The sequence below is a fragment of the Pseudomonas sp. ef1 genome (assembly GCF_007293365.2).
Taxonomy (GTDB): domain Bacteria; phylum Pseudomonadota; class Gammaproteobacteria; order Pseudomonadales; family Pseudomonadaceae; genus Aquipseudomonas; species Aquipseudomonas siliginis.
Genome location: NZ_CM129815.1, coordinates 1,983,864 through 2,001,150 on the forward strand (window position 1 = coordinate 1,983,864; position 17,287 = coordinate 2,001,150).

The 17,287-nt window shown below is 60.0% G+C and carries 19 protein-coding genes; 8 read left to right on the forward strand and 11 right to left on the reverse strand.

Annotation, left to right across the window (positions count from 1 at the left end):
* Positions 1 to 105: 105 nt before the first annotated feature.
* The 3 genes from cysD to cysN all read left to right on the forward strand — a co-directional run bounded on the left by cysD (position 106) and on the right by cysN (position 3,421).
* Positions 106 to 1,023, forward strand: a complete 918-nt coding sequence (cysD, locus tag FEE99_RS08945; RefSeq protein ID WP_016771664.1) for a sulfate adenylyltransferase subunit CysD — start codon at positions 106 to 108, stop codon at positions 1,021 to 1,023.
* 104 nt (positions 1,024 to 1,127) lie between these two features.
* A complete protein-coding gene (locus FEE99_RS08950; RefSeq protein WP_039759341.1) occupies positions 1,128 to 1,469 on the forward strand; it encodes a four helix bundle protein in 342 nt (113 codons plus the stop codon).
* Between the two features lie 53 nt (positions 1,470 to 1,522).
* Complete coding sequence (gene cysN, locus FEE99_RS08955; protein ID WP_024011630.1) at positions 1,523 to 3,421, forward strand: sulfate adenylyltransferase subunit CysN; 1,899 nt, start codon at positions 1,523 to 1,525, stop codon at positions 3,419 to 3,421.
* Between the two features lie 241 nt (positions 3,422 to 3,662).
* Here the strand turns inward: cysN and FEE99_RS08960 are convergent, their stop codons facing one another.
* The 3 genes from FEE99_RS08960 to FEE99_RS08970 are packed head-to-tail and all read right to left on the reverse strand — an operon-like array spanning position 3,663 to position 7,046.
* The gene (locus FEE99_RS08960; protein WP_041477991.1) at positions 3,663 to 4,568 is read right to left on the reverse strand and encodes an acyltransferase; all 906 of its coding nucleotides are present in this window, start codon (positions 4,566 to 4,568) and stop codon (positions 3,663 to 3,665) included.
* Positions 4,569 to 6,668 carry a phosphate acetyltransferase gene (pta, locus tag FEE99_RS08965; RefSeq protein ID WP_024011632.1) on the reverse strand — a complete coding sequence of 700 codons (2,100 nt, stop codon included), beginning with the start codon at positions 6,666 to 6,668 and terminating at the stop codon, positions 4,569 to 4,571.
* Positions 6,669 to 6,719: 51 nt separating this feature from the next.
* A complete protein-coding gene (locus FEE99_RS08970; protein WP_081932433.1) occupies positions 6,720 to 7,046 on the reverse strand; it encodes a DUF3565 domain-containing protein in 327 nt (108 codons plus the stop codon).
* Between FEE99_RS08970 and FEE99_RS08975 the strand changes: the two genes are divergently transcribed.
* From FEE99_RS08975 to FEE99_RS08985, 3 genes are all read left to right on the forward strand, one after another.
* Positions 7,015 to 7,500 (forward strand): FKBP-type peptidyl-prolyl cis-trans isomerase, encoded by a 486-nt coding sequence (locus FEE99_RS08975; RefSeq protein ID WP_016771661.1) that lies wholly within the window; start codon positions 7,015 to 7,017, stop codon positions 7,498 to 7,500. The two genes, FEE99_RS08970 and FEE99_RS08975, sit on opposite strands and share 32 nt — an antisense overlap.
* Positions 7,501 to 7,623: 123 nt before the next feature.
* Positions 7,624 to 8,106 (forward strand): glutathione peroxidase, encoded by a 483-nt coding sequence (locus tag FEE99_RS08980; RefSeq protein ID WP_041477992.1) that lies wholly within the window; start codon positions 7,624 to 7,626, stop codon positions 8,104 to 8,106.
* Positions 8,107 to 8,318: 212 nt separating this feature from the next.
* Positions 8,319 to 9,422 carry an NADH:flavin oxidoreductase gene (locus FEE99_RS08985; RefSeq protein WP_041477993.1) on the forward strand — a complete coding sequence of 368 codons (1,104 nt, stop codon included), beginning with the start codon at positions 8,319 to 8,321 and terminating at the stop codon, positions 9,420 to 9,422.
* Positions 9,423 to 9,549: 127 nt separating this feature from the next.
* Here FEE99_RS08985 and FEE99_RS08990 read toward each other — a convergent pair whose 3' ends face one another.
* Positions 9,550 to 10,749 (reverse strand): glycosyltransferase family 4 protein, encoded by a 1,200-nt coding sequence (locus tag FEE99_RS08990; protein ID WP_041477994.1) that lies wholly within the window; start codon positions 10,747 to 10,749, stop codon positions 9,550 to 9,552.
* A gap of 40 nt (positions 10,750 to 10,789) precedes the next feature.
* Positions 10,790 to 11,542, reverse strand: coding sequence for a sulfate transporter CysZ (cysZ, locus tag FEE99_RS08995; RefSeq protein WP_038861129.1), 753 nt, complete (start codon positions 11,540 to 11,542; stop codon positions 10,790 to 10,792).
* A gap of 313 nt (positions 11,543 to 11,855) precedes the next feature.
* Here cysZ and trxB point away from each other — a divergent pair, with 313 nt between their 5' ends.
* Positions 11,856 to 12,818 carry a thioredoxin-disulfide reductase gene (gene trxB, locus FEE99_RS09000; RefSeq protein WP_016771656.1) on the forward strand — a complete coding sequence of 321 codons (963 nt, stop codon included), beginning with the start codon at positions 11,856 to 11,858 and terminating at the stop codon, positions 12,816 to 12,818.
* Between the two features lie 189 nt (positions 12,819 to 13,007).
* Here the strand turns inward: trxB and FEE99_RS09005 are convergent, their stop codons facing one another.
* The 5 genes from FEE99_RS09005 to FEE99_RS09025 all read right to left on the reverse strand — a co-directional run bounded on the left by FEE99_RS09005 (position 13,008) and on the right by FEE99_RS09025 (position 15,507).
* A complete protein-coding gene (locus FEE99_RS09005; protein ID WP_041477995.1) occupies positions 13,008 to 13,346 on the reverse strand; it encodes a HopJ type III effector protein in 339 nt (112 codons plus the stop codon).
* Positions 13,339 to 13,635 carry a DUF1244 domain-containing protein gene (locus FEE99_RS09010; protein ID WP_041477997.1) on the reverse strand — a complete coding sequence of 99 codons (297 nt, stop codon included), beginning with the start codon at positions 13,633 to 13,635 and terminating at the stop codon, positions 13,339 to 13,341. The genes FEE99_RS09005 and FEE99_RS09010 overlap by 8 nt, the downstream gene beginning before the upstream one ends.
* 89 nt (positions 13,636 to 13,724) lie before the next feature.
* Complete coding sequence (gene folX, locus FEE99_RS09015; protein WP_016771653.1) at positions 13,725 to 14,096, reverse strand: dihydroneopterin triphosphate 2'-epimerase; 372 nt, start codon at positions 14,094 to 14,096, stop codon at positions 13,725 to 13,727.
* A gap of 72 nt (positions 14,097 to 14,168) precedes the next feature.
* Positions 14,169 to 14,879: a dihydromonapterin reductase gene (folM, locus tag FEE99_RS09020; protein WP_041477998.1), complete on the reverse strand. Its 711-nt coding sequence runs from the start codon at positions 14,877 to 14,879 to the stop codon at positions 14,169 to 14,171.
* A gap of 58 nt (positions 14,880 to 14,937) precedes the next feature.
* Positions 14,938 to 15,507, reverse strand: coding sequence for an antibiotic biosynthesis monooxygenase (locus tag FEE99_RS09025; protein ID WP_041477999.1), 570 nt, complete (start codon positions 15,505 to 15,507; stop codon positions 14,938 to 14,940).
* 211 nt (positions 15,508 to 15,718) lie between these two features.
* On the opposite strand from FEE99_RS09025, the gene FEE99_RS09030 reads away from it, so the two are divergent.
* Positions 15,719 to 16,678: a MerR family transcriptional regulator gene (locus FEE99_RS09030; RefSeq protein ID WP_041478018.1), complete on the forward strand. Its 960-nt coding sequence runs from the start codon at positions 15,719 to 15,721 to the stop codon at positions 16,676 to 16,678.
* Positions 16,679 to 16,681: 3 nt separating this feature from the next.
* Here the strand turns inward: FEE99_RS09030 and FEE99_RS09035 are convergent, their stop codons facing one another.
* A complete protein-coding gene (locus tag FEE99_RS09035) occupies positions 16,682 to 17,287 on the reverse strand; it encodes a hypothetical protein (protein WP_024011639.1) in 606 nt (201 codons plus the stop codon).

Genomic DNA, 17,287 nt, shown 5'->3' on the forward strand with positions numbered 1-17,287 from the left:
CCTTTCGATCTAGTTGGCGTCCTGATTAGAAGAGGTCGCTGTGCTAGGATTCCTCGCTCGAACACGGCCCGCTGGCCGTTCATAAGAAAGCTTTCGTGAGTAGCCATGGTCGACAAACTGACGCATCTGAAACAGCTGGAGGCGGAAAGCATCCACATCATCCGCGAGGTGGCCGCCGAGTTCGATAACCCGGTGATGCTGTACTCCATCGGTAAAGACTCCGCCGTGATGCTGCACCTGGCACGCAAGGCGTTCTTCCCGGGCAAACTGCCGTTTCCGGTGATGCACGTCGACACCCGCTGGAAATTCCAGGAAATGTACAAGTTCCGCGACAAGATGGTCGAAGACTTGGGCCTGGACCTGATTACCCACATCAACCCCGATGGCGTGGCGCAGAACATCAACCCGTTCACCCACGGCAGCGCCAAGCACACCGACATCATGAAAACCGAAGGCCTGAAACAGGCACTCGACAAGCATGGTTTCGACGCAGCGTTCGGCGGCGCCCGTCGCGATGAAGAGAAATCCCGCGCCAAAGAGCGCGTGTACTCGTTCCGTGACAGCAAGCACCGCTGGGACCCGAAAAACCAGCGTCCGGAGCTGTGGAACGTCTACAACGGCAAGGTCAACAAGGGCGAATCCATCCGTGTGTTCCCGTTGTCGAACTGGACCGAACTGGATATCTGGCAGTACATCTACCTCGAAGGCATCCCGATTGTGCCGCTGTACTTCGCCGCCGAACGCGAAGTGATCGAGAAGAACGGCACGCTGATCATGATCGACGACGAGCGCATTCTCGAGCACCTGTCCGATGAAGACAAAGCGCGCATCGTGAAAAAGAAAGTGCGGTTCCGCACCCTTGGCTGCTACCCGTTGACGGGCGCGGTGGAGTCCGAGGCCGAAAGCCTTACGGACATCATTCAGGAAATGCTCCTGACGCGAACTTCCGAGCGCCAGGGCCGGGTCATCGACCACGATGGCGCAGGCTCGATGGAAGACAAAAAACGTCAAGGTTACTTTTAAGCTTCGAGTTACAAGCGGCAAGCTGCAAGTTAAAGGCGGTATGAGTAGCTTTGCAGTTTGGCGCTTGCAGCCGGTTGCTGCGGGCCGGAATCGGATGACTCGTAATGGATTTCGAGAGACTGGTTGTATGGCAGCGAAGCAAATGTCTGGCGGTGAGGATTTTCAAAGAGTTTGCGCGGTGCGGGGATTTTGGATTCAAGGATCAGATCACCCGTTCTGCACTTTCAGTGCCTTCCAATATCGCTGAAGGCATGGAGCGTCGGAGTTGCAAAGAAAAGGTTCATTTTCTTTGGATTGCGAAAGCTTCTTGTGGAGAGCTGCGCACCCAGATCCTGATAGGCCGAGATATCGCTTACATCGCAGAACCACTGGCTGAAAATTGGATTATGGAGACCCGAGAGCTTTCTAGGATGCTGGTTGGGTTGATCAACAAAATTTCTGACTAGCTGTACGCCGACAAGCTTGCCGCTTGAAGCTTACAGCTTGGAGCTTGAATGCAATGAGCCATGCTTCTGATTTGATCAGCGAGGACATCCTCGCCTACCTGGGCCAGCACGAACGTAAAGAGCTGCTGCGCTTTTTGACCTGCGGTAACGTCGATGACGGCAAGAGCACCCTGATCGGGCGCCTGCTGCACGACTCGAAGATGATCTACGAAGATCACCTCGAAGCGATCACCCGCGATTCGAAGAAAGTCGGCACCACCGGTGACGACATCGACCTGGCATTGCTGGTCGACGGCCTGCAGGCCGAGCGTGAGCAGGGCATCACCATTGATGTCGCTTACCGCTATTTCTCCACCGCCAAGCGCAAATTCATCATCGCCGACACCCCCGGCCATGAGCAGTACACCCGCAACATGGCCACCGGTGCGTCCACCTGCGACCTGGCGATCATTCTGGTCGACGCCCGTTACGGCGTGCAGACCCAGACCCGTCGCCACAGCTTCATCGCTTCGTTGCTGGGCATCAAACACATCGTCGTTGCCATCAACAAGATGGACTTGAAGGATTTCGACGAAGGCGTATTCGAGTCGATCAAGGCCGACTACCTGAAGTTCGCCGAAGGCTTGAAGATGAAGCCGACCAGCATGCACTTCGTGCCGATGTCTGCCCTCAAGGGCGACAACGTGGTGAACAAGTCCGAGCGCTCGCCGTGGTACACCGGCCAGTCGCTGATGGAAATTCTCGAGACAGTGGAAGTGGCGGGCGATCGCAACTTCACCGATCTGCGTTTCCCGGTGCAGTACGTCAACCGTCCGAACCTGAATTTCCGTGGTTTCGCCGGCACCCTGGCCAGCGGCATCGTGCACAAGGGCGACGAAGTCGTGGTGCTGCCGTCGGGCAAGAGCAGCCGGGTGAAATCCATCGTCACCTTCGAAGGTGAACTGGAGCACGCAGGTCCCGGTCAGGCGGTAACCCTGACCATGGAAGACGAAATCGATATCTCCCGTGGCGACCTGTTGGTGCATGCCGACAACGTGCCGCCGGTCACCGACAGCTTCGAAGCGATGCTGGTGTGGATGGCTGAAGAGCCGATGCTGCCGGGCAAGAAATACGACATCAAACGCGCCACCAGTTACGTGCCGGGCTCGATCGCCAGCATCGTCAACAAGGTCGACGTGAACACATTGGAAGAAGGCCCGGCGAGCGCGTTGCAGCTCAACGAAATCGGCAAGGTGAAGATCGCGCTCGACGCGCCGATCGCCCTCGACGGTTACGAAAGCAACCGCACCACCGGCGCGTTCATCGTCATCGACCGCCTGACCAACGGCACTGTTGGCGCCGGCATGATCGTCGCTCAGCCAGTGGCCCATGGCACCGCCACCCACCACGGCAAACTGGCGCACGTGGCGACCGAAGAACGTGCCCAGCGCTTCGGCCAGCAACCGGCCACCGTGCTGTTCAGCGGCCTGTCCGGCGCGGGTAAAAGCACCCTGGCGTATGCGGTCGAGCGCAAGCTGTTCGACATGGGCCGCGCGGTGTTTGTACTCGATGGCCAGAACCTGCGTCATGACTTGAACAAAGGTCTGCCACAGGATCGCGCCGGGCGTACCGAGAACTGGCGTCGTGCCGCCCACGTGGCGCGTCAGTTCAACGAAGCGGGGCTGCTGACCCTGGCCGCGTTCGTCGCGCCAAGTGCCGAAGGTCGCGAGCAGGCCAAGGAACTGATCGGCAAGGATCGCTTGCTGACGGTCTACGTGCAGGCCTCGCCGACCGTGTGCGCCGAGCGTGATCCGCAAGGGCTGTACGCCGCTGGCGGCGACAACATCCCGGGCGAATCCTTCCCGTACGACGTGCCGCTCAATGCCGATCTGGTGATCGACACGCAGTCGCTGAGTCTGGAAGAAAGCGTCAAGCAAGTGCTGGAGCTGTTGCGGCAGCGTGGTGCGATCTAAGGTGGAAGCAGCGACAAGCTTCTAGCTGCAAGCGGCAAGAAAAAGCCCGCCGGTGAGTGATCATCGGCGGGCTTTTTTTGTGCCGGGTGATCGTTCCCACGCTCCGCGTGGGAATGCCTCATTGGACGCTCCGCGTCCGCTTCGGCAGGGACGCGGAGCGTCCCGGGCTGCATTCCCACGCGGAGCGTGGGAACGATCAAACGATCAACTGTGGGAGCGAGCAGGCTCGCTCCCACAGGGGTCAGTGTTTGGCTGGATATTCGCGGTGCATCTGCTCCAGCAACGCGTCCTTGTCCAGCCACAGCTGATTGATCCAGCCCTGAAACTGCAATCGATACTCGCCGTCCTGGTCGTAGTTCTTGCCGATGAAGGCCGGCGGGATTTTGATCTCCTCAAAATGCACCACCACATCGCGCACATTGCCGCAGAGCAAATCCCAGAACCCTGGACGCCCCGCTGGATAATGAATCGTCACGTTGACGATCGACTCCAGCTGTTCGCCCATCGCATCCAGCACAAAGGCGATCCCGCCGGCCTTGGGCTTGAGCAGGTACTTGAACGGTGACTGCTGCTGCGCATGCTTGCCTTCGGTGAAGCGTGTGCCTTCGACGAAGTTGAAAATCCCCACCGGGTTATGGCGGAATTTCGCGCAGGTCTTGCGCGTGGTTTCCAGGTCCTTGCCTTTCTTTTCCGGGTGTTTTTCCAGATACGCTTTGGAGTAGCGCTTCATGAACGGAAAGCCCAGCGCCCACCAGGCCAGGCCAATCACCGGCACCCAGATCAGCTCCTGCTTGAGGAAAAACTTCAGCGGTTGAATCTTGCGGTTGAGCACGTATTGCAGCACCAGAATATCCACCCAGCTCTGGTGGTTGCTGGTGATCAGGTACGAGTGCTGATAGTCGAGGCCTTGCAGGCCGCTGACGTGCCAGCGGGTGCGCCGTACCAGATTCATCCAGCCTTTGTTATTGCTGATCCACGCCTCGTGAGTGTGGCTCATCAGCCAACCGGCAATGCGCTGGGTAAAAGCAAACGGCAGGGCCTTGACCAGCGCCACACAGAACAGGAACGAGCAGAGCAGAATCGTGTTGAGCGCCAACAGCAGCGAGGCGATCACGCCACGCACGGGGGCGGGTAGAAAATCCAGCATTTACACATCCATAGGTCGGTTGGCGGCTTGAATCGCGGTGAGCGCGATGGTGTAGACGATGTCATCGACTTGCGCGCCGCGCGGCAGGTCGTTCACCGGTTTGCGCAGGCCTTGCAGCATCGGCCCGAGGCTGACGCAATCGGCGCTGCGCTGCACGGCTTTGTGCGTAGTGTTGCCGGTGTTCAGATCGGGGAACACAAACACCGTGGCGCGCCCGGCGACCTGACTGTTCGGCGCCAGTTGCCGCGCGACGTCGGCGTTGGCGGCGGCGTCGTACTGCAACGGGCCGTCGATCAGCAGCGAGTTTTGTTGCTCATGAGCCAGCAGAGTCGCCTCGCGGACTTTCTCGACTTCTTCACCGCGGGCCGATTCGCCGCTGGAATAGCTGATCATCGCCACCCGTGGAGTGATACCGAATGCGGCCGCCGAGTCAGCGCTTTGCAGGGCGATCTCGGCCAGTTCTGCGGCGCTCGGGTGCGGGTTCATCACGCAGTCGCCGTAGACCAGCACTTCTTCGGGGAACAGCATGAAGAACACCGACGACACCAGCGTGCAGCCCGGTGCGGTCTTGATCAGTTGCAGGGCGGGGCGGATGGTGTTGGCGGTGGTGTTGATCACACCCGAAACCAGGCCGTCGACCTCATCCAGCGCAAGCATCATGGTGCCGATCACCACGGTGTCTTCCAGTTGTTGCTCGGCCATCGGTGCGTTGAGGCTTTTGCTCTTGCGCAGGGCGACCATCGGCTCGACGTAACGCTCGCGGATGTGGTCCGGGTCAAGGATTTCCAGACCCGGCGGCAGCACGATACCTTGCGCGCGGGCGACCGCTTCGACGTCTTCGGGCTTGGCCAACAGCACGCAGCGGGCGATCCCGCGTTCCTGACAGATCGCCGCCGCTTGCACGGTGAACGGCTCGCTGCCTTCGGGCAAGACGATGCGCTTGTTCGCCGCTTGCGCGCGCTGGATCAATTGATAGCGGAACACTGCCGGCGACAGGCGCATCTCCCGAGGCGTACCGCAGCGCTGATGCAGCCAGTTGGCGTCGAGGTGGCTGGCGACGAAATCGGTGATGATCTCCGCGCGCTCGCGGTCATCGATCGGGATTTCCTTGTTCAGGCCATTGAGCAGATTGGCGGTGTCGTAAGAGCCGGTGCTCACCGACAACACCGGCAGACCGGCCTGCAACGCGCCCCGGCACAGGTCCATGATGCGCGGGTCGGGCAGCGTGTCGCTGGTCAGCAGCAGGCCGGCCAGCGGCACGCCGTTGATCGCCGCAAGACTGACGGCGAGGATGATGTCGTCGCGATCGCCCGGTGTCACCACCAGCACGCCGGGTTTGAGCAGCTCGACGGTGTTGCGCATGGTTCGTGCGCAAATGATGATTTTGCTCATGCGCCGGGTTTCGTAGTCGCCCGCGTTGAGCACTTGCGCGCCCATCAGGTCGGCGACGTCGCGGGTGCGTGGCGCATTGAGTTCCGGCTGAAACGGGATGCAGCCAAGCAAGCGGAAATCACCGCTGCGCAGCAACGGTGAATGCTCCTTCAGACGCGTGGCGAAGGCGTCCATGCTCTCGTCGGTCTTGACCTTGTTGAGGATCACCCCGAGGACTTTCGGATCTTTCGGGCCACCGAACAATTGCGCTTGAAGCTCGACACGGCCAGAAAGCTCGGCGAGCACTTCGTTTTCCGGCGCCGAGACCAGAATCACCTCGGCGTCCAGACTTTTCGCCAGATGCAAATTGACCCGTGCGGCGTAACTGGCGCTGCGGGTCGGCACCATGCCTTCTACCACCAGCACGTCTTTGCCGACCGCCGCTTGCTGATACAGGGCGATGATTTCTTCGAGCAGTTCGTCGAGCTGACCGTCGCCGAGCATGCGTTCGACGTGCGCCAGCCCCAACGGTTGTGGCGGTTTCAGGCCATGGGTGCGCGCCACCAGTTCGGTGGATCGCTCAGGGCCGGTGTCGCCGGGGTGCGGCTGGGCGATCGGTTTGAAGAAGCCGACTTTCAGCCCGGCGCGTTCAAGCGTGCGCACCAGCCCGAGGCTGATGGAGGTCAGACCCACGCCAAAATCGGTGGGGGCGATAAAAAAAGTTTGCATGGGAATTCTCTATGCAAGGGTGTCAGCCTATGTCTGGCCGACTACCGAAATTCAGTCGCCAAGGTTAGCGCTAACCGAGCCTTGTGCACACCAACCGCAGGCAAAGGGTTGACCTGTTTTTTCAATACGTTGCGCCGGATCCAGGACCCAGGCGCGGGTTTGCCACGGCGGCTCGTGGCGCAGGTGCTGGGTGTGGCCACAGGAAAGCTCGACCACCCAATGGCCATCTTCGTCCTGATGAAAGCCGGTGACGGTCGAAACCCGTTTGTCCGGGTTGTGGTCGCTTTCACGCGATTGCTTCGCTAAACTTGGCCTTTCTATATTCTTATGCAAAAGGTCTCGCCCCATGCTGATCGCCGCCAATAAGGCTGTCTCCATCGACTATACCCTGACCAACGACGCTGGTGAGGTCATCGACAGCTCCGCCGGCGGCGCTCCGCTGGTTTACCTGCAAGGTGCAGGCAACATCATCCCGGGCCTGGAAAAAGCCCTTGAAGGCAAAGCTGTCGGCGACGAGCTGAAAGTAGCCGTTGAGCCTGAAGACGCTTACGGCGAATACGCCGCCGAGCTGGTCAGCACCCTGAGCCGCAGCATGTTCGAAGGCGTTGACGAGCTGGAAGTCGGCATGCAGTTCCACGCTTCGGCGCCGGACGGCCAGATGCAGATCGTCACCATTCGTGACCTGGACGGCGACGACGTCACCGTTGATGGCAACCACCCTCTGGCCGGTCAGCGCCTGAACTTCGAAGTGAAGATCGTTGATATCCGTGACGCCAGCCAGGAAGAAATCGCTCATGGTCACGTCCATGGCGAAGGTGGCCATCACCACTGATTTTCTGCGCTAAGCTTCGAGTACTGGAGAGGCGCCTGTGGGCGCCTTTTTAGTCCGCGGCTGTCCTTGGTGGCCTCGCCAAGTGGCTGTTTCGAGTAGAACACGAGAATCCTGGAGTTCGGCATGAGTGCTTTTCACGACCTTAAGTTGACCGCCCTGGATGGTCAGGAGCTACCGCTGGCGCCGTTCAAGGGCCAAGTCGTGCTGGTGGTCAACGTGGCCTCCAAATGCGGCTTGACCCCCCAGTACGCGGCACTGGAAAACCTCTACCAGCAATACAAGGCCAAAGGCTTCACTGTGCTGGGCCTGCCGTGCAACCAGTTTGCCGGTCAAGAGCCAGGCTCGGAAAAGGAAATCCAGGAATTCTGCAGCCTCAACTATGGCGTGACGTTCCCGTTGGCGAGCAAGCTCGAAGTCAACGGCCACGAACGGCATCAGTTGTATCGCCTGCTGGCGGGCGAGGGCGCCGAGTTTCCCGGCGACATCACCTGGAATTTCGAGAAGTTTCTGCTCGGCAAGGACGGCCGGGTGCTGGCGCGGTTCTCGCCGCGCACGGCGCCGGATGATCCGACCATCGTGCATGCGATTGAAAAAGCGCTGGGCTGAAAAGCAGCATCAAAAGATCGCAGCCTTCGGCAGCTCCTACAGGGGGACCACAAATCCCGTGTAGGAGCTGCCGAAGGCTGCGATCTTTTGCTTTTCAATCTTTTGATCCTTAATCACCAAAATCAATAATGCTGTTCAGAGCTCTCGAGTCTCAATATTATCGCCGTCATATCGATTCATGCCTGTCGCCAACGTTTTCGTGGAGCCTCTCGATGCCTGTTCAAGCCCTGTTCAAACCGTTCCATCTCGGTGCCCTCGAACTGCCGACCCGCGTCGTCATGGCGCCAATGACCCGCTCGTTCTCCCCGGGCGGCGTGCCGAATTCCAAAGTCATCGAGTACTACCGTCGTCGTGCGGCCGCTGGGGTTGGCTTGATCATCACCGAAGGCACCACGGTCGGCCACATCGCGTCCAATGGCTATCCAAACGTGCCGCAGTTTTTCGATGAAGCGCCGCTGGCCGGCTGGAAAAAAGTTGTCGACGCCGTGCACGCCGAGGGCGGCAAGATCGTCCCGCAACTGTGGCATGTCGGCAGCGTACGCCGCCTCGGCACCGAGCCGGATGCCAGCGTGCCGGGCTACGGTCCGTCGGAAAAACTCAAGGACGGTCAGGTCGTGGTTCACGGCATGACCAAACAGGACATCCAGGACGTGATCGCCGCGTTTGCCCAGGCGGCCAAAGATGCGCAAAGCATCGGCATGGACGGTGTGGAAATCCATGGCGCTCACGGTTATCTGATCGACCAGTTCTTCTGGGAAGGCAGCAATCAGCGCAGCGATGAATACGGTGGCAGCCTGGCCAACCGTTCGCGTTTTGCCATCGAATTGATTCAAGCAGTACGCGAGGCTGTCGGTGAGGGTTTCCCGATCATCTTCCGCTTCTCGCAATGGAAGCAGCAGGATTACACCGCGCGTCTGGTGCAAAGCCCCGAAGCGCTGGGTGAGTTTCTCAAGCCGCTGTCTGACGCTGGCGTGGACATTTTCCACTGCTCGACCCGACGCTTCTGGGAGCCGGAGTTCGACGGCTCGGATCTGAACCTCGCTGGCTGGACCCGCAAGCTGACCGGCAAACCGACCATCACCGTGGGCAGCGTCGGCCTGGACGGCGAGTTCCTGCAGTTCATGGTCAACACCGACAAGGTCGCGCAACCGGCCAGCCTGGAAAATCTGCTGGAGCGTCTGAACAAAGAAGAGTTCGACCTGGTAGCAGTGGGCCGCGCGCTGCTGGTTGATCCGGACTGGGCGCAGAAAGTCCGTGAAGGACGTGAGCAGGATATTCTGCCGTTCAGTCGTGAGGCGTTGATGACCCTGGTTTAAGCAGCGCCAGTTCGACCTTTTCGCGAGCAGGCTCGCTCCCACCCTCTACTGCATTTCATATGACGGAATGCGGTGCCCATGTGGGAGCGAGCCTGCTCGCGAACGCTGTTTCTATGTCGACGCAAATCTATGGTTGTGTCTGCGCCCCAGGCACCACCAGCTCCCCCGCACAAGCCCCCCGCAAATACCCCTCGAACTGCTCGATAATCGCCGCCCAGCCCTGGCGACTGCCATGCTGCCGCGCATTCAGCCGCACACAACGCAACCGTTCATCTTCCTCCAGCAACCACGCCGCCGCTTCGCAAAACGCCTGCTCATCGCCGGGCATTGCCGAAACGCCGTTGTAGCCATGGCGAATATGCTGCGCCGCCGCTGCCTGGTCATATGCCACCACGCCAAGTCCAGAAGCCAGGGCTTCCAGCACCACATTGCCGAAGGTTTCGGTGAGGCTGGGAAATACAAACAGATCCCCTGAGGCATAGTGCGCCGCCAGTACTTCACCCCGCTGCGCGCCGCAGAAGATCGCTTCCGGCAATTCTTTTTCCAGCGCCGAACGCTGCGGGCCGTCACCGACCACGATCAGCTTCAGATGGCGCTGTGGATAAGTCGCAGACAGGGTTTCAAAGCAGCGTTTGAGCAGGCCCAGATTTTTCTCCGGGGCGAGCCTTCCTACGTGGATGACCGCGATATCCGTGTCAGAGAGCCCCCATTGCTCACGCAACGCGCTCTGACGTTTGCTCGGATGAAACAACTGGCTGTCCACACCCCGCGACAACAACGCCAGCCGCTCGAAATGCCGCCGCTCCAACTCCAGGCGCTGACTGGCGCTCGGCACCAAAGTCATTGCCGAACGATTGTGAAACCAGCGCAGGTAGTGGGTAAGCATCCGCGTCAGCAGACCGAGGCCGTACTGGCTGGTGTACTGCTGGAAGTTGGTGTGAAAGCCGCTCACCACCGCAATCCCCAGGCGCCGTGCGGCGCGCAGTGCTGACAATCCCAGCGGGCCTTCCGTGGCGATGTACAGCACATCGGGGCGCTGGCGTTTCCAGCGCCGCAGCAGTTTATGCATCGACGACTGGCCCCATTGCAGCCCCGGATAGCCCGGCAGCGGCCATCCGCGACACAGCAACAGTGCATCGTCTTCGCTGCGTTGTGGATCACCGGCCTGGCGCGGGCGCACCAGCTCCACCTGATGCCCTCGTGCGCGCAAACCCTCGCACAAGCGGCCAAGGGTATTGGCCACGCCGTTGATTTCCGGTGGGAAGGTTTCGCTGATGAGGGTGATATGTAGAGCTGTCGTCATGACCTCAGTGTCGGCTGAGGCCATGTCGAGCTTGTTACGGTCGGATGATGGATTTGTGACGCGGTCAGTGCTGTATCACCAGGTTTTCGGCGCCACGTTCGCGCACCCAGAACAATGTCGCCCCGGCTACCGCCGCCGGCATCATCAGGATGTTGACCACCGGAATCAGCAACACCAGATAGACGATCCCGCCAAAACTCATGCTCTGCCAGCGCTTCTGCCGCAGCCAGGCGAGCATCTCGTTCCAGCCGAGTTTGTGGTTATCCGCCGGGTAGTCGATGTACTGGATGGCCATCATCCACACGCCGAACAGCAGCCATAACGGCGCGGCGACGATATTTACCACCGGGATGAACGAAAGGATGAACAGGCCAATGGCGCGCGGCAGGAAGTAGCCGAGCTTGCGCATTTCCCGGGAGAGGGTGCGCGGGATCATCGCGATCAGTTCGCCCCAACTGAACGCCGGGAAATCATCGGTGCCGCGCACCACCACTTCAACTTTTTCCGCGAGGAAACCGTTGAACGGTGCGGCAATGATGTTGGCGAGCATGGTGAAGGTGAAAAACACCATCAAGGCCACGAGGACCACGAACAGCGGCCACAGGATATAGCTGAGGAAACTCAGCCATTCAGGCAACGAGGGCATCAGCGTGTCGACCCACAGGCTGAACTGGTGGCCGGCCAGATAGATCAATCCGACGAACAGCACCAGGTTGATAGCCAGCGGCAACAACACGAACAGGCGCAGGCCAGGGCTCAGGACCAGTTTGAGGCCTTCGCGCAGGTATTGCGGGCCTGACAGAACAGGGGCGGGCATAAGGTGCTCCGAAGCAAGGGAAAACGCGCCGACGTTACCGGCTTTGCCACAGCGGCGAAAGCGCGGCAGAGCAATCGACATTCACTGTAACAAAGAGGTCTATCTCGTCAGCGTCTCGGCATAGAGACCACCTATGAGCTGGATTGTTAAACCGTATTTCCTTAATCTTGCCCCCCTCGATACGCTGCACCCAACTTTTTACAGGACTGTCGAGTTCAAGCCTTCCCCAAGGTGTCCACGGTCCTTTTTTATTCCGCCGGCCGTCCGGCGTCCGCGCCAGATTTTTTCATGGCCGGCCAACAGGAGCAGATTCATGTCTGAAGTCCGTCATTCGCGAGTGATCATTCTCGGTTCCGGCCCCGCCGGTTACAGCGCTGCGGTCTACGCGGCCCGCGCCAACCTCAAGCCACTGCTGATTACCGGCATGCAGGCCGGCGGTCAACTGACCACCACCACCGAAGTCGACAACTGGCCGGGCGATGTCCACGGCCTGACCGGTCCGGTGCTGATGGAGCGCATGCGCGAGCACGCCGAGCGTTTTGAAACCGAGATCGTGTTCGATCACATCAACGCCGTGGACTTCGCTGCCAAGCCGTACACCCTGACCGGCGACAGCGCGGTTTACACCTGTGATGCGCTGATCATCGCCACTGGCGCCAGCGCCCGTTACCTGGGCCTGCCGTCGGAAGAAGCGTTCATGGGCAAAGGCGTGTCGGCCTGCGCGACCTGCGACGGTTTCTTCTACCGCAACAAGCCGGTCGCCGTGGTTGGCGGTGGCAACACCGCTGTCGAAGAAGCGCTGTACCTGGCCAACATCGCCAGCACCGTGACTTTGATCCACCGTCGCGAAACCTTCCGCGCCGAGAAGATCCTGATCGACAAGCTCAACGCTCGTGTGGCTGAAGGCAAGATCATTCTCAAGTTGAACGCCAACCTGGACGAAGTCCTCGGCGACAACATGGGCGTGACCGGTGCGCGTCTGCGCAACAACGATGGCAGCTTCGACGAAATCAAAGTCGACGGCGTGTTCATCGCCATTGGCCACACTCCGAACACTTCGCTGTTCGAAGGCCAGTTGACGCTGAAAGACGGTTACCTGGTTGTGCAGGGCGGCCGTGAAGGCAATGCGACGGCCACTAGCGTCGAAGGCATCTTCGCTGCCGGTGACGTGGCTGACCACGTTTACCGTCAGGCCATCACCTCGGCCGGCGCCGGTTGCATGGCGGCACTGGACACCGAGCGTTACCTGGACGGCTTGCAGAACGCCACGTTCTAAGACCGCAGGGCATAAAAAAACCGGCCAGATTGGCCGGTTTTTTTGTGCCCGAGATTCGCAGTCGCCACGCATCCAGTGTGGGAGCGAGCCTGCTCGCGAAAGCGGTGTATCAGTCGACATCAACGATGAATGTCAGTCCGTCTTCGCGAGCAGGCTCGCTCCCACAGGGGGTATGTGTGGCTGTTGGGATCAGCGGCGGGTCAGTGGTTCTGCGCTGAACTTGACCCCGGCCAGGCCGTGTTTGATCAACGCGCGAATGTTGCCGTGATCGCTGCCCTCGGGCGTCGCCAGGACCGAACGGTAATGCTCGCCGAACGCCAGCAGCGCTTCTTCATCGCTCAAACCTTCCAGCAGTGCCAGACCCAGGGTCTTGCAGGAGCCTTCGTTCTGCCCGGCAGCATTTTCCACGCCGCCGTTGTTGAATGCTTGCGGCTGGTAGTCGTAACCGGCGGCGATGAACGCCAGGGTGTCGGCGAAAGCATGCTCGCCACTCTTGAGGCTGGCGCGCAGGGTATTCAGATCAGTCATTGAGTTTTCCTTTGGCAAACGCTGCTTGCTGCTCGGCGCTGGCTTCTTGCTGGTATTGGGCTTTCCACTCGGCGTAGGGCATGCCGTACACCACTTCGCGGGCGTCATCGAGGCTGACCTCGATCTGACGTTGGTCGGCTTCGGCCTTGTACCATTTCGACAGGCAGTTGCGGCAGAACCCGGCGAGGTTCATCAGGTCGATGTTCTGCACGTCCTTGCGGCTGTCGAGGTGAGCGACCAGTCGGCGAAAGGCGGCGGCTTCGAGTTCCAGGCGTTGTTGATCAGTCATGGGGGGTCTCTTCGAGACAGCTTTGAGCGGCAAGCTTCAAGCTGCAAGATGGGTGTCTGTGAGCAAAGTTTACAGCTTGCGGCTTGAGGCTAGCGACTCGCCGCGAGCGTAATCGATACCGATTCGGCGAAGCGCAGCGCGTGGGGCTTGTCGACTTCGACTTCGGCATACAGCACCGATGCATTGGTCATCACCAGATCGAGCAATTCCTGGGTCAGGCGTTCGAGCAGCGCGAAGCGGTTGCCTTCGACGTGGGCGATGATTGCCTTGGTGATGGTGCGGTAATTCAGCGCATGGTCGATATCGTTGTCGCGCACCGCTTCCTGAGCCGCGTACAGAATGGTCAGGTTGATCAGCACATCCTGCTTGTTGAGGATTTCGTCCTCGTTGATGCCGATAAAGGTGCGCAGGCGCAGATCCTTGACCCGGATGCGCGCCATTCCCGGTTGAAGTTGTGGCATTGATTTGCTCCGTCCAGTCTATTGCAGGCGTTCTGGTGGATCTTACTCGACTCGCGGCCGAAGCGGGACGGCCTATTTGACGTGCCGTCCGCCGTTGACGGTGAGGGTCGTGCCGGTGACATAGGGATTGTCGAGCAGATAGCGCAGGCTCTGATAGATCACCTCGCTGCCCGGCTCGATACCCAGCGCGGACTTGGCCAACGCCTTGCTGCGGTAGGCGGCGTCATCGTCGGGGTTGAACAATAGCAGCGCCGGGGCGATGCCGTTAACCTTGATGGCCGGCGCAAAGCGCGCGGCAAACGACAGGGTCAGACTGTCGAGCCCGGCCTTGCTGGCGCAATAACCGATGTGCTTGCTGCTGCCTTTGCGGGTGACATCGTCGCTGATGTGGATGATGTCGGCAGGCGTCGAGCGCTGCAGCAACTCGGCGCAGTGCAGGTTGATCAGGTAAGGCGCGAGCATGTGAATGTTGAACATGCGATTGAAGGCTTGTGCTTCGCTGCCCTGGGTTTCTGCCAGCCATTCGGAGGCGTTATGCACGACGGCGCGCAAGCTGTCGGTGTGGGCTTTCAGCGCATCGATGAAGGCAAGAATCCCGGCCTCGCTGGAAAAGTCCGCGAACAACGCTGTCGCGCCAAGATCGCGAAGGGCCTGCACGCCCGGTCGCTCGGTGCGGTAAGTGAAAATCAGCGGGTGGCCATCCTCGATCAAGCGCTGCGCGCAGTGCAAGCCGACACGCTGGCCGGCGCCGGTGATGAGGATCGGGGCTGCGGAATCTGGCATGGGCGGCTCGCATCGCGGTTGAAGCGAAAACTATAACAGGCTCGCCGCCCGCTGCAGATCAGCGATTCTGCGCCGACGGTGCGCCAGCCAATGGCCTCGTCGGCGTGCTGTTCAACCAGTTCGCCAGCAGACGCGTCGACAACGGGATGAAGAAATACACCATCAGCGGCGTCAGGCACGCCGTGCCGATCAAGATGCGCGGCAACAGGCTCAGCTCAGCGAGCAGCGGGCCGAGGGCAAAGTTGAATATCAGCGACACCGGAAAAAACGCCAGCCAGATCGCCACGGCCTGTTTCCAGCGCGGCGGGCGTTGGCCGGCAGCACCAAACCAGCCTTCAATGCCGCTGACCCGGTGCTCTTTAGGATGTTCGAACAAATCGCTGCCGCGGTTAAGCCAGGCGGTACGCGACGCCGAGTATTCCCACGCGTGCAGGGTCTGCTCATCGACAAAGCGGAAGATAATCTGGAATTCGTTGTCACCGGGCGGTGGCGCGAGGACGCCGGAGCCGAGGTAGCCGGGGAAGTCGGTGGCCAGTTGCTCGCCTTCGCGCAACCAGGCGATAAGATCGTGATAACGGCCATCAGCGACGCGACGCGCTACCATTAGCGTGACGGGGGAAGTAGACATTTTGTATCTCCGTATTTCGAGTGCGTCGCTCCGGGTAAGAGCTTCGCCTGACGCAGGCCGGGGTAGAGACCTGCGCTTTGCAGCAAGCAAGGATTATTCCTGATTTTGTCGATTAAACCAGCCACATTCGTCGTAGATCACTACTTGAAGGTTTCCAGTCCATCATGTTTAAAATGGGATCCAATGAACCGACATGGAAGTTGACCGCCAGATGCCTGTAATCACGGACCCTCGCCCGGCTTCGACAGCACTCGGCACGATCGAGCGCGAAGAGCTGTTTCCCATCCGCGAAGTGGCGCGCCTGACTGGCGTCAACCCGGTGACCCTGCGGGCCTGGGAGCGCCGTTACGGACTCATCCAGCCGACCCGCACCGAAAGCGGGCATCGTTTGTATTCCATGAACGATATCGAGCGCGTGCGCAGCATTGTCGACTGGATCGATCGCGGCGTGGCCGTGAGCAAAGTCGGCAAGATCCTGGCGAAAACAGAGCCTCTGAAGGTGCTGGCAAACTTCATCCCCGATGACCATGTGCAGGCCGATTACAAGCAATGGCAGGAGCAGGTTCAGCAGGCGGTCAGTGCGTTCGACGATCAGCAGCTGGATCGCGTCTACGGGCAGATTTTCTCGTCGTACGCGCTGCCGGTGGTGTTCGAAGCCATTCTGATGCCGTTGTGGCGTCAACTGCTGCAGCGCCAGGACGCTTTCGGGCAAACCAGCGAATGGTTGTTTCTCGACGGATTTCTCAGGGTGCGTGTGTTGCAGCGCATTGTCATGTTGCGTGGTGCGCAACCGCGTCGGGTGATTGTCAGCGCGCTCGCGGGGCAGTGCAGAGAGCTTGAGTTGCTGGTCGCGGCGCTGTTTCTCAGCGGCAACGATTCTGGCGTGCGGGTGCTGACCACGGGCCAGCCTTTCGATGAATTGACGCTGGTCTGCGAAAAGGTCAAGCCTGACGCACTTGTGTTGTTTTCCAATCATGCCCCCGCCCCAGAGCTGCCCCGGCGCCTGAATCGGCTGGCAATGAGCCTCGATTGCCAATTGATGCTGGCTGGCGATGCCTCGGAACTGGCCGAAGACAGTCTCGCCGGTTCATCGGTGGCATGTCTGGGGAATGAGGGCGCAACAATGCGTCAACGCATGAAGCAATTCATGGCAGGCAAGCTGGATACCTGAGACTCAGGCGTGCAGGGCGGGATGGGTCAGGCGATGCTGTTGAAGGATGAACTGGCGCAGGCGCTCGGTTTCGTCGGCATCGGTCTGGCTCAGTTCGTAAGCGAAGAAACCTTGCTCGGTTTCACGCTCGAAATGGCCGCGCAACGAGATGCGCTCATAACCGGAAGGGCTGAACCACAGGGCGAAATGTTTCGGTGGTTTGGTCTTGTTGCGCACTTCCAGCAACACACCTTTGTGCGACACCTCGTGCACCCACAGCGTGCCGGGCTGGCCTTTGGCGTTTTCCAATGCCACCGGCTCCTCGAGTACGAGACGCCATGGGCGCACCATCGGCCCGTCTTCGTAGATGCTCGGCACCCCGAGACGCAGATGCAGCGCGTGGAACTCGTCTTCCACCAGATGCAGCGGGAAAGTCATCTGTTGATTTTCGAAGTTGGCCTGGATCGTCACCTGCTCGTGAGCAGCCAGACGTGTCAGCAGGTCACGGATCTGCGAACCACCATTAACCAGCAGACTCGACGTCGCATCCCGCACGTTCAGTTGCGGGTTGTGCTGCATTGTCTGGATGAAATCCAGCTCGTCCTGGGTGAGGAGGGCGTCGCGCTGCAT